This window comes from Amycolatopsis sp. NPDC114478 (assembly GCF_055633805.1).
Genome location: NZ_JBVKDO010000031.1, coordinates 14,447 through 26,366, shown reverse-complemented (window position 1 = coordinate 26,366; position 11,920 = coordinate 14,447). Strand labels below are relative to the sequence as shown.

At 72.0% G+C, this 11,920-nt stretch carries 8 protein-coding genes; 1 reads left to right on the top strand and 7 read right to left on the bottom strand.

What is annotated here, in order from left to right; genetic code table 11:
* Positions 1-45: 45 nt before the first annotated feature.
* On the top strand, positions 46-708 hold the full coding sequence (locus ACZ7OH_RS46325; RefSeq protein ID WP_470286751.1) for an O-methyltransferase: 663 nt from the start codon (positions 46-48) through the stop codon (positions 706-708).
* A gap of 64 nt (positions 709-772) precedes the next feature.
* On the opposite strand, the gene ACZ7OH_RS46320 is transcribed toward ACZ7OH_RS46325, so the two are convergent.
* From ACZ7OH_RS46320 to ACZ7OH_RS46290, 7 genes are read right to left on the bottom strand one after another with little or no spacing between them, the layout of a single operon-like run.
* Complete coding sequence (locus tag ACZ7OH_RS46320) at positions 773-2,266, bottom strand: 4-hydroxyphenylacetate 3-hydroxylase family protein (protein ID WP_470286822.1); 1,494 nt, start codon at positions 2,264-2,266, stop codon at positions 773-775.
* A gap of 20 nt (positions 2,267-2,286) precedes the next feature.
* Positions 2,287-2,838, bottom strand: coding sequence for a flavin reductase family protein (locus tag ACZ7OH_RS46315; RefSeq protein WP_470286750.1), 552 nt, complete (start codon positions 2,836-2,838; stop codon positions 2,287-2,289).
* The gene (locus ACZ7OH_RS46310) at positions 2,835-4,694 is read right to left on the bottom strand and encodes an anthranilate synthase family protein (protein WP_470286749.1); all 1,860 of its coding nucleotides are present in this window, start codon (positions 4,692-4,694) and stop codon (positions 2,835-2,837) included. Before ACZ7OH_RS46310 ends, ACZ7OH_RS46315 begins: the two co-directional genes overlap by 4 nt.
* Positions 4,691-5,335, bottom strand: a complete 645-nt coding sequence (locus ACZ7OH_RS46305) for an isochorismatase family protein (protein ID WP_470286748.1) — start codon at positions 5,333-5,335, stop codon at positions 4,691-4,693. Before ACZ7OH_RS46305 ends, ACZ7OH_RS46310 begins: the two co-directional genes overlap by 4 nt.
* A gap of 11 nt (positions 5,336-5,346) precedes the next feature.
* Positions 5,347-6,147: a 2,3-dihydro-2,3-dihydroxybenzoate dehydrogenase gene (locus ACZ7OH_RS46300; protein ID WP_470286747.1), complete on the bottom strand. Its 801-nt coding sequence runs from the start codon at positions 6,145-6,147 to the stop codon at positions 5,347-5,349.
* Positions 6,144-7,394 carry a 3-deoxy-7-phosphoheptulonate synthase gene (locus ACZ7OH_RS46295; protein ID WP_470286746.1) on the bottom strand — a complete coding sequence of 417 codons (1,251 nt, stop codon included), beginning with the start codon at positions 7,392-7,394 and terminating at the stop codon, positions 6,144-6,146. Before ACZ7OH_RS46295 ends, ACZ7OH_RS46300 begins: the two co-directional genes overlap by 4 nt.
* 54 nt (positions 7,395-7,448) lie before the next feature.
* Positions 7,449-11,864, bottom strand: a complete 4,416-nt coding sequence (locus ACZ7OH_RS46290) for a non-ribosomal peptide synthetase family protein (protein WP_470286745.1) — start codon at positions 11,862-11,864, stop codon at positions 7,449-7,451.
* Positions 11,865-11,920 lie beyond the last annotated feature (56 nt).

Here is an 11,920-nt window from a genome sequence, read left to right as displayed (position 1 = left end):
ATTCTCCCTTAAGCCGCGCGCGATCCTCCAGTACGATCGGGAGACATGAGCGAAGACCAGTGGACGAAAATCGACACCTACACCTCGGCCTTGATGGTGGAGCACGACGCCGCCCTGGACCTCGCGGCCAAGGCGAGCGCCGAGGCCGGGCTGCCGGAGATCGCGGTGGCACCCAACCAGGGCAAGTTCCTCCACCTGCTCGCCCGCACGCACGGCGCGCGCCGGATCCTCGAGGTCGGCGCGTTCGGCGGCTACAGCGCGATCTGGCTGGCCCGCGCGCTGCCCGAGGGCGGCACGCTGACCACGCTGGAGGCCGAGCCCTCGTTCGCCGAGGTCGCGCGGCGGAACATCGACAACGCCGGCCTGTCCGACGTGGTCGACCTGCGCGTCGGCAAGGCCCTCGACACGCTGCCGGCGCTGGCCGGCGGCGAGCCGTTCGACTTCGTGTTCATCGACGCCGACAAGGCGAACATCCCGGAGTACTTCGGCTGGGCCTTGAAGCTGACCCGCCCGGGCAGCGTGATCGTCGTGGACAACGTGGTGCTCGACGGGCTCGTCGTCGAGGCCGACAGCCCCAACCCGGCGGTTCAGGGCGTGCGCAAGTTCAACCAGCTGGTGGCCGACGAGCCGCGCGTCACCGCGACGACCGTGCAGACCGTCGGCAGCCGCGGCCACGACGGGTTCTGCCTGATGCTCGTCGAGAGCTGAGGAACCCCCGATCGGAGGGCCTTCCCGCACCGCGGGGAGGCCCTCCGTCCATTCGGGACCCACGTCAGAGCCGATCGGGGTTGATCAGGTCCGGGGCGGTCCAGCCGTCGAGGTCGTACTCGGCCAGGCACTGCTCGGCGAACCCCTTGTAGCCGTCCACCTGCCCGGACATCTGCTGCGCCGTCAGCATCTCGATCCGGACGTTCTCGTGGTTGCCCGAGAAGTTCCGCTCGTAGAGCTCGTTGCGGCCGGCGAACTCGGTGCCGACGGAGTCCCAGATCAGCTTCATCAGCTTGACCCGCTCGACGGCGTCGTAGCCGGACGAACCCCGGACGTACTTGTCCAGGTAGGGCCGCAGCTCCGGGTTCTGGAAGTCACTGGCGTGCGAGTTGAGGTAGATCAGCGCGCTGCCCAGGTCCTGGTGGATGATCTCGCGCACCCGTGGGTAGCCGATCGTCATGAACCAGCGGTAGGCCATGCCGTAGTCGAGCTTCGGCAGCAGCGCGCCGTCCTTCCACGGGTCCGGGTTCAGCGCCATGGCGTCGCTCAGGCCCCAGAACATGTTGCGCCACGCCAGAACTTCGCCGATCCGGGTCTGGATGCCACGGAAGTCCTTGGTGCCGGTGACGTCGACACCCTTGAGCAACAGCCCCGCCAGGAAGTCCAGTTTGACGGCCAGCCGCGTCACGCCGTGGAACGTCGAGCGGTTCAGGAACCCCGACGCCGACAGGAAAGTCGCCGCCTTGGCCTGGTCGCCGTAGACGAAGACGTTCTCCCACGGGATCTTCACCTTGTCGAGCACGAAGATCGTGTCGTTCTCGTCGAGGCGGCTGGACAGCGGGTAGTCGAACGGGCTGCCCATCGTGTCGGCCTGCAGCGCGTACGACGGCCGGCAGATCAGCTTGAGCCCCGGCGAGTCCATCGGCAGCGTCGCCACCAGCGCGAACTCGCGCTTCTTCACCGGCAGCCCGTAGTGGGCGATGAAGTTGCCGTGCGTCAGCGCGGACCCGGTCGCGACGACCTTGGCGCCGCTGACGACCAGGCCGTCGTCGCGCTCCTCCTCGACGTGCACGAACACGTCCCCGACGTCGTCGGCCGCCTTGTGCCGGTCGACCGGCGGGTTGATGATCGCGTGGTTCCAGAACAGGACCTTCTCCTGCGCCTCGGCGTACCAGCGGCGCGCGTTGCCCTCGAACTCGCCGTAGTAGCCCGGGTCGACGCCCAGGGTGGCGAGGAAGCTCGCCTTGTAGTCCGGGCTGCGGCCGAGCCAGCCGTAGCTCATCCTGGCCCACTCGGCGATCGCGTCCCGGTCACCCAGGAGGTCCTTTGTGGACCTCGGGGCGCGGAAGAACTTGTGCGTGAACCCGCCGCTGCCGGTGTCGGTCGGCGTGGTCAGCACGTCCTTCTTCGCCGGGTCGTGCAGCGCGTCGTAGAGCCGGGCCGTCATCCGCGCGGTGTTGCGGAACGCGGGGTGCTTTGTCACGTCGTCGACGCGCTCGCCGTAGGCCCAGATCTCGCGGTCGTCGCGGATGCTTTCCAGGTACTCGTCCCCGGTCATCGGCCGGGTCGTCGTCTCGTTCACCTGATTGCCTCCCATCGTTGCGGGGCCGGGCCGTCCAGGGACCACGACCAGTGCGGTGCTTCGGGTTCTTCGGCCAGGCGCGGGAACTCGCCGCCGAAGAACAGCAGCGGCCGCCCGCCGGCCAGGTCGAGGCCGGTCACCTCGCCGACGTGCAGCACGTGGTCGCCGCCGTCGTAGGCGCGCCACGGCGTGCACTCGACGTGCCCGACCGTGCCCGCGAGCCGCGGCACCGGCGAGTCGAGGTCGGCCCAGGGCACGGCGTCGTCGGCCATGGGCTTGCCGGCGAAGTGCAGGGCGACGTCGCGCTGGTCCTCGGCCAGGATGTTGACGACGAACGGACCGTCGCCGAGGTGCTGGACCGAGCGGCTACGCCGGTCCAGCGAGACCAGCACGAGCGGCGGGTCCAGCGACACGGACGTGAACGCGTTGACGGTCGCGCCGCGCACCAGCTCGCCGCGGCGGTAGGTCACGACGGTGACGCCGGTGGTGAAGTGGCCGAGGAAGGCCCTCAGCCTCGCCCGGTCGAACGCCGGGGCGGATGTGGTCATGGGGTTCCTCCTTCGGTGGCGTGGTCGACGACATCACGCAGGATGGCCGGCCCGTCCTCGGTGAGGAACGACTCGGCGTGGAACTGGATGGTCGCCAGCCGCGGCCCGCGCAGGCCGATGACCTGGTCGTCGAGGCCGCGCACGACGTCGGCGGCCGCGCGGCCGGGCACTTCGACGCGGTCGTCGGGGGTGCGCGCGGCGAAGCTGTTGTAGAACCCCACCGCCCGGCGCTCGCCGTCGATCGTCACGTGCGCCTGACGCCCCTGGTTGGGCCGCGCGAGCCGCTGGACGGGCAGGCCCAGCTCCGCGCAGAGCACCTGGTGGCCCAGGCAGACCCCGGCGAGGGGACGGCCCGAGCGCAGCAGGTCCGCGGCCAGCGCGCGCAGCCGGCCGACCTTCGCGCCCTCGACGTCGTTGGGATCGCCCGGCCCGGGGCCGAGCAGCACGAGGTCGTGCTCCGGCAGCTCACCGGTGTCCCACGGCACGGTCGTCACCGCGCAGTTCACCGACTTCAGCTGGTAGGCCAGCATCGCGGTGAACGCGTCTTCGGCGTCGACGACGGTGATGCGCACCCGCGAGCCGCGGCCGGGGCGGGTGCCGTCGAGCCAGAACCGCGACTTGCCCCGGTTGCGGGCCTTCAGCGCGGAGCGCACCTCATCGGACGACGTCGGCGGCGGGGGCGTCGCGGACTGGCGGGCCTCGCCGGACAGCGACTTCAGGACGGCCGACACCTTCGCCGTCGTCTCGGCGGCTTCCGACAGCGGCGCGGACTCGCGCACGATCGTCGACCCGGCCGCCAGCCGGACGTCGCCGCCCGGCGAGATGTCCGCGGTGCGGATGAGGATCGCCGAGTCCAGCGAGCGCCGGCCGTCGTCGTCGCTGCCGACGAGCCCGATGACGCCGCTGTAGTAGCCGCGCCCCTTCGGCTCGTACCGGCGGATCACCCGGCAGGCGTTGACCAGCGGGCTGCCGGTGACGGTCGGCGCGAGCAGCGTGTGCCGCAGCACCTCGGTCAGCGGCTTGCCGGTCTCGCCTTCGAGGGAGTACTCCGTGTGCGCGAGCCGCGACATGCGCCGCAGCCGCGGCCCGGACACCCGGATGCCGCGGTCGCACAGCTCGGCCATCATCTTGAGCTCCTCGTCGACGACCATGCAAAGCTCGTCGGCCTCCTTCTCGTCGTGGAGGAACTCGAGCAGGCCATCGGCGTCGGCGCCGCCCTCCGGGTAGCGGTAGGTGCCGCTGATCGGGTTCATCGTGACCGTGCGGTCGAACAGCCGGACGTGCTGCTCCGGCGTGCTGCCCAGCAGGTAGCGCTCGCCGGTGAAGACCAGGAACGTCCAGTACGCGCCGGCTTCCGCGCCGAGCAGGCGCTTGAACACCGCCCGCGCGACGTCGTCGTCGAAGCCCGGGAACCGGCCGCGCAGGCTGCGGGAGAGCACGAAGTTCGCGCCCTCGCCGGCGCCGATCTCGTCGTCGAGGATCCGCTCGACCGTGCGGGCGTACTCGTCGTCGCCGAGGTCGAACGCGCGGTTCTCCAGCGGCGGGGCGTGGTCGGGCAGCGCGGCCAGGGTCTCGGCGACGGTCAGCGTCGCCTGCGACTCGATGTCCATCACCTGCAGCGGGACCTGGTCGTCCGGGCAGTCGTAGCCGCGCTCGGCGAGCTGCCGGTACGGGAGCAGGACCAGCTTGGTGTGCCGGCCGCGGCCCTCCCACGACCCCTCGTCGAGCGTGAGGTCGGCCAGCCGTTCGGCCGTGCGGACCGGCCCGGAGACGACCTCGACCTGGTCGCCGCGGCCGCTGCCGGGCCGGTGCAGGATCGCGTACGGCGACCCCGCGCGGATCGGCAGCCGGCTCACGCGACCACCGCGCCTTCCAGCTGCCCGGCCAGCGCCGCCGTCGTCGTGGCGACCGCGCAGTTGCGGGCCGCGTAGTCGACGGCCAGCCGGTGCTCGTCCGGGCCGAAGTCGGCGACCGCGTCCGCGACGAAGAACGTCTCGATGTCGTGCGTGAACGCCTCGACGGCGGTGACCAGGCAGCCGACGTGGGCGTAGATCCCGCAGACGATCAGCTGGTCGCGCCCGGCCGCCCGGAGCCGGTCGAGCAGGTCGGTGCGGTGGAACGCGCTGTAGCGCCACTTGGTCAGCACGAGGTCGGCCGGTGTCGGCGTGAGCTCGTCGATCACCTGCCGGTCGGCCGGGGTGGCCTTCATGCCCGGGCCCCAGATGTCCTGCAGCAGCCCGCGGTCCTCGGGCGTCATCGAGCCGGGCTGGGCGGTGTAGTACACCGGGATCCCCAGCCGGTCCGCGGTTTCCCGCAGCCGGACGATGTTGCCGACCAGCGTGCGCCGCAGCTCGCCGTCTTGGGCGTAGAAGCCGACGAAGTAGCGCTGCATGTCGTGGATCAGCAGGGCCGCGCGGCCCGGGTGGGCCCGCCAGCCCGCGGTGCTGACCGGGACGGTCGTGGGCAGGTCGTACGGTTCGATCGTGATGCCGCTCATCAGGCCTCCTTTCAGACCGCGCCGAGGGCCGCGCCGCCGTCGACGAGCAGGGTCGCGAGGGTGACGTGCCGGGCGTCGTCGGACAGCAGGAACGCCACGCTGCGGGCGACGTCCTCGGGCGAGCCGATGCGCCCGAGCGGGATGCCCAGCCGGAACTGACCGGGATCGCCGTCCAAAGTGGACTGCGAGCCGGTCTCGTCCGTCCACATGGACCGGAGCATCGGGGTGTCGGTCGAGCCAGGCGCGACGACGTTGCAGCGGATGCCGAGCGGCGCGAGGTCCAGGCCGAGGCTGTGGGTCAGGCTGGTCGCGGCGGCCTTCGACGCGGCGTAGGCGGCCATGTGGCTGCGCGGCACGCCGGCGGCGTTCGACGCCACGGTGACGATCGAGCCGTTCTTCCGCGTGGCCATCCGGCGGGAGACCGCCCGGCAGACGTGGAAGACGCCGGTCGCGTTGACCGCGAAGGTCGCGTTCCAGTCCTCGTCGGACAGCTCGGCGACCCGGCCCATCCGCAGCACGCCGGCGACGTTCGCCAGGCCGGAAATGGGGCCGAAGCCGTTCTCGACGCGTTCGACGGCGGCGTCGACCTCCGCGCTGGAGGTGACGTCCACGGTGTAGGTGTAGACGCTGTGGCCTTCGTCCAGCAGCGGCTTCGCGACCAGGGCCAGGGCGGCTTCGTCGCGGTCGAACAGCGCGAGGGTGTGCCCGCGCCCGGCCAGCAGGGTCGCCGTCGCGGCGCCGATCCCGCTCGCCGCGCCGGTCACCAAGGTCACACGCGCAGTGTTCGATGATTCGCTCGCAAGCTCGCTCATGACGCCAGCTCCGTCCTCAGTTCGTGGGTGGCCTCCGGCTGCCAGTGCGCGGTCAGCGCGACGGCCTGGGTCAGGTTCAGCCGCGGGTCGCACAGCGTCGTGTAGCCGGGGCCGCGCGACGCCGTGATGCCGGCGCCGTGGCACTCCGAGATCTCGCTCGGCGACGCTTCCATGTGCAGCCCGGCGCACGCGCCGCCTTCGACGGTGACGATCCGGACGAACTGGCGCAGCTCGTTCATGATGTCCTCGAGCCAGCGGACCTTGAGGCCGTCGTCGGCGACGACGGTGTTGCCGTGCATCGGGTCGCACAGCCACAGCACCGGGTGCCCGGCGTCGCGCACCGCGCGCACCAGCGGCGCGAGCTGCCCGATCCGGGCGGCGCCGAACCGCGGGATCAGCGTGAGGCGCCCGGGGGTGCGGAAGGGGTCGATCCGCCCGCACAGCTCGAGGACGTCCTCGATCGACGCCTTCGCGCTCACCTTCGCCGCCACCGGGTTGACCACAGTGGACAGCAGGTGCACGTGGGCGCCGTCCGGGCGCCGGGTCCGCTCGCCGATCCACGGCCAGTGCGTCGACGCCAGGTAGGCGCGTCCGCCCGGCATCCGGCGCACCAGCGGGACCTCGTAGTCCAGCAGCAGCGCCTCGTGGCTGGTCCAGATCCGCTCGGCCGGGTCGGCGCCCGCACCGCGGCCGAGGCGCCCGATCGACGCGCGGACGTCGAGCGCGGCCTGGTGCGCGGCCAGGATCCGGGTGGGGTCGGGGGTGCGGGCTTCGGCCGTCGGCTCGGGGCTGTTGACGATCGGGCCGCGGTAGACCGGCAGCTCCCGGCCGTCGACCTCCTCGACGTTCGCCGAACGCGGCTTGGCGTACTGGCCCGCGATCCGGCCGACCTCCAGGACCGGGCGGCCGGAGCCGACGCGCATCACTTCGGCGAGCGTGTCGAGCATGCCGACCTTTCGGGCGACCGCGTGGACGCCGGTGTCGGCCGGGTCCTCGGCGCAGTCGCCGGCCTGCAGGACGCAGAACTCGCCTTCGGCCGCGCGGGCCAGCAGGGACCGCAGCTGGAGCACTTCGGCGGGGCCGACGACGTCCTCACGCTCGGCCAGGGTGTCGCGGACCTCGGCGAGTTCCGCCGGGTCGGGCCATTCGGGTTGCTGGGCGGCCGGGTAGCCGGTCAGGGTCTCGGCGCTCGGCTCGGGGGTGCGGTGCAGCACCGGCCGGGCTCGTGCGGGCAGAGTCTTCCTCATCGCGCATTCCTTGCTGGAGAGGGAAAATCGGGAAAGAACGGGGGCGATACGGCCTCAGCCGGCGAATTCGCCCGTTTCACGGAAATAGCCGATCATTCTCGTGAACACGGCCGGGGTGATCTCCGGCCAGCGCAGGCCCAGCCGGGCCAGCTCGCGTCCGGTGCGCTCGTTGGCGTAGGTGTTGTCGCCGATGTCGAGCGCGCCTTCCTGGTAGAGCGGAGCCATCGCGGACAGCGGGTTGTCGCGGTCGGCGAGCGCCGCCCGCCACTCCCCCACCGGGATCTCCCGCAGCGGGTACCCCAGGTCGCGGATGGCCCGGTAAACGACGTCGAAGGTCTTGATGTCCGGGTTGAACAGGTGCCACGTCCGGTTTTCCGCGGGCCGCGCCCGCGCCAGCCGGACCAGCGCGCGGCCGACGAAGTCGACCGGCAGCAGGTCGGTGTCGTGCTCCTCGGGCGGCGGGACGACGCCCAGCTCGAGGAAGCTCTTGACCTGGCGCCAGAGGAAGTCTTCGGTCTGCAGGGCGCCGGTCTCGCTGTCGCCGGCGATCCGGCCGATGCGGTAGATCGTCACCGGCACCCCGCGGTCGCGGGCCAGCCGCGCGACCTCTTCGGCGACCCACTTGCTCTGCGTGTAGCCGATCGTGAGGTCGTCGGCGTCGTCCGGGACGTCGTCCTCGGTGATCGCCCCGGCCCGCGGCTTCGGCGAGAACACCGCCACGGTCGAGGTGTAGTGCACCGGCTTGACCGGCCCGGCCGCGGCGAACTCGACGACCCGGACCAGACCGTCCACATTGGCCTGCTTCACCGACGCGTAGGGCGCGACGAAGTTGATGTGCGCGGCCGTGTGGTGGATCGTGCCGACGCGGTGGGCGAGGTCGTCGTAGTCCTTTTCGGACAGTCCCAGCCGCTCGGCGGCGAGGTCGCCCGGCACGGCGGTGACGCGGTCTCGATCGAGGAACTCGCCGATGCCGTAGCGGCCGGCCGTCTCGGCGATCCGCTCCCACGCGCTTTCGGCGTCCGAAGCGCGGACCAGGCAGTGCACCCGGCCGGTCGTCTCGGCCAGCAGCTCGCGCAGCAGGTGGATGCCGAGGAACCCGGTCGCGCCGGTGAGCAGGACGTCCTCGGCGGTCGCCGGACCTTCGGTGGCCCGGATGTGCTCCGGCAGCTTCACGTCGGCGCGCAGGTCGACGCGGCCGCCGTCGTCGGTGCCGGCCACCAGGGCGTCGATGCGCGCGGCCATCCCGCCGACGGTCGGGTCGTCGAACAGCGTCCGCAGCGGGACGTCGACGTCGAAGCGCTTGCGCAGCCGGTACATCAGCTCGGTCGCCAGGATCGAGTGCCCGCCGGCGGCGAAGAAGTCCTCGTCGAGGCCGACCTCGCCGGTGCCCAGCAGGTCCGTCCACGCTTCGGCGACGGCCAGCTCGGTCGGCGTTTCCGGCGGCCGGGACGAGCCCGCCGTGCCGGGGTCGAACAGGTCCGGCAGCGCCTTGCGGTCGATCTTGCCGCTGGGCGCGATCGGCAGCGCGGCGAGCCGCACGAAGTGCGACGGCACCAGGTAGTCCGGCAGCGACCCGGCCAGCGCGGCGCGCACCGCGACCGGGTCGATCTCGTCGTCGGTGACAAGGTAGCCGGCCAGCCGCCGGTCGCCCGCGCCGAACGCCACCGCGGCGACGGCGGACGCGCGGACGCCGGGCAGCTCGTTGAGCGCCGCTTCGACTTCGGCGGGTTCGACGCGGTAGCCGCGGATCTTGATCTGGGTGTCGGCGCGCCCGAGGTAGTCGAACTCACCGTCGCGGTCGTAGCGGACCAGGTCGCCGGTCCGGTAGAGGCGCCCGAACGGCGTCTCGACGAACCGTTCGCGGGTCTGCTCGGGCAGGCCGTGGTAGCCGGGCGAAAGCAGGTCGCCGCCGAGGTACAGCTCCCCCGGCACGCCGGGCGGAACGAGCCGGCCGCCCTCGTCGAGGGCCAGCATCGACAGGCCCCCGATCGGGCCGCCGATCGACGGCGCCTCCGGCCACCCGGCCGGGTCCCCGGTCAGCTCGTGCGCGGACGCGAGGTGCGTCTCGGACGGGCCGTACATGTTGAGGAACCGGATTTCCGGCCGGCGGGCGAAGAACTCGCGGATCTGCGGGGTGATCACCAGCTGTTCGCCGACGGAGGCGACCTCCACCAGGTCCGGGAACGGCTTGTCCTCGGCCACTGCGGCCAGCTGCTGCACGGCGACGTACGGCAGGTAGGTCCGCGAAATCCGGTGGTCGCGCAGGAAGCCGCTGAGCCGGTGCAGGTCCTTCTGCAGGTCTTCGTCGATCAGGACGAGCGTGCCGCCCGCGCAGAGCGTCCCCAGGATCTCCATCACCGAGACGTCGAACGACAGCGTCATGTACTGCAGCGTCCGGCCGGTCGCGCCGATGGGCGAGGTCCGGCGCATGTACTCGACGAGGTTGGTGACTGTGGCTTCGGTGAGCACGACGCCCTTGGGCCGCCCGGTGGAGCCGGACGTGTAGATCACGTAGATCTCGTCGTCGCCGCTCTTCAGCCGCCCCAGATCGGTTTCGTCGCCCGCCTCCGGCTCCACGGACTCCAGCACCAGCGCGACGCCGGAGTCGGCCAGCATGTACTCGATCCGCTCGGCGGGGTAGGACGGGTCGACCGGCACGTACGCGGCCCCCGCCTTCAGGACCCCCAGCAGCGCGACGACCATCTCCGGCGACCGCGGCACGTGGATGCCGACGCGGTCGCCGCGTCCGACGCCCTTCGCCCGCAGGTCCCGGGCGAGGCGGTTGGCGCGGCCGTTGAGCTCGCGGTAGGTCAGCACGCGGTCGCCGTGCTCCAGCGCGGGTGCGTCCGGCGTGACCGCGGCCTGCGTCTCGAACAGCTCCGCGACCGGGCGGCGGGTGGTGTCCTCCGCCGGCGGCGCGCACCAGTCCAGGACCTCCCGCTCCTGCTCTTCCGACAGGAGTCCCAGGTCGCCGACCGTGCCGGCGGGGTGCTCGACGAGGGCGTCGAGCAGCCGGACGTACCGGTCGCCGAACGCCTCGACGGTCTCGCGCTCGAACAACGCCGTGTCGTACTCGAAGACCCCGCGCAGCGCGGTGCCGTCCTGCTCGACGATCAGCGACAGGTCGTACTTCGAGCTGCGGCTGACGTAGAGGTCGAGGTCGGCGTCCAGGCCGAGCCGGTCCAGGGCGGCCCAGTCGGAGTCCGGGAGCACGAACATGGTCTGGAAGACCGGCGAGTGGCTCGGGCTGCGCGGCGGGTTGACCCGCTCGATGACCTTCTCGAACGGCGCGTCCTTGTGCCGCAGCGCCTCGGTGACCTCGGTGCTCGCCTGCGCGTACAGCTCCCGCAGCGGCAGGTCCGCGCGCACGGTGTGGCGGAAGACGACCATGTTGACGAAGTAGCCGAGCATGTCGGCCGTCTCGGGCAGGTCCCGCAGCGAGACCGGGCTGCCGACGAGGAGGTCGTCCTGGCGCGTGTGCAGGTGCAGGAACGCCGCGTAGGCGGCCTCCAGCAGCATGAACAACGTGACACGCTCGTCGGCGGCGAGCCGGCGCAGCCGGTCGGCCAGCTCCGGCGGGAGGTCGAAGCGGACGATGTCGCCGCGGTGGGACTGCTCCTGCGGCCGCGGCCGGTCCGTCGGCAGGTCCAGCAGCGGCAACGGCCCGGCGAGCCGCGTCTCCCAGTGCGCGAGCAGCTCTTCCAACCGCTCCCCGCGGACGGTTTCCCGTTGCCGGCGGGCGAAGTCGCGGTACTGCGGCCGGGGTTCGCCTTCGTCGTAGGCGTCCCCGGCGAGCGCGGCGTGGTAGCGGGTGAACCACTCGGTGAGGAACACCCCGGCCGAAGCCGCGTCGAAGACGATGTGGTGGATGCTGCACACGACGTGCGTCGGCCCGTCGGGCTCGACCGCGCAGACCACCTTGACCAGCGGCCCGGCGGCCAGGTCGAACTCGGTGTCGACGACTTCGGCGACGACGTCGTCCAGTGGCCGGCCGGCGCTCGGCTCGACGACCGAGAAGTCGCAGGCCGGTTCCGCGCCGACGTGCTGGCGGACGTCGCCGTCCTCGGCGGTGAACGTGGTCCGCAGGATTTCGTGGCGGGCCAGCAGCGCACGCAGGCTGTCGTGGAGCACGCCGGTGTCGAGCGGCGTCTTGACGGTGAAGACGAACGGCGCGTTGTAAGCCGCCGGGTGCGGCGAGTACTGGTCAATGAACCAGATGCCGCGCTGGCCGTAGGAGGCTGGCGCGGGACCGTCCGCCGGGGTCGCGGTCAGCCCGGGCGGGCCGCCGCGCAGTTCGTCGATGTGGCGTGCCAGGTCGGCGGGATCTTCGTGCCGCCGGACGTCGTCGGCCCCCAGGGTGACCCCCAGCAGCGCACTGAGCAGCCCGGCGAACTGCTCGTGGCCGGCCGCACCGTCGACGGTGACGCCGGAGCGGGTCCGGCGGATCACCGACTCGAGTGGGTTTTCCATGGTGTCAGTACCTCTCCGATCATCGCGGCCCCCCGTGCGTCGGTTCGGTCTGCCGG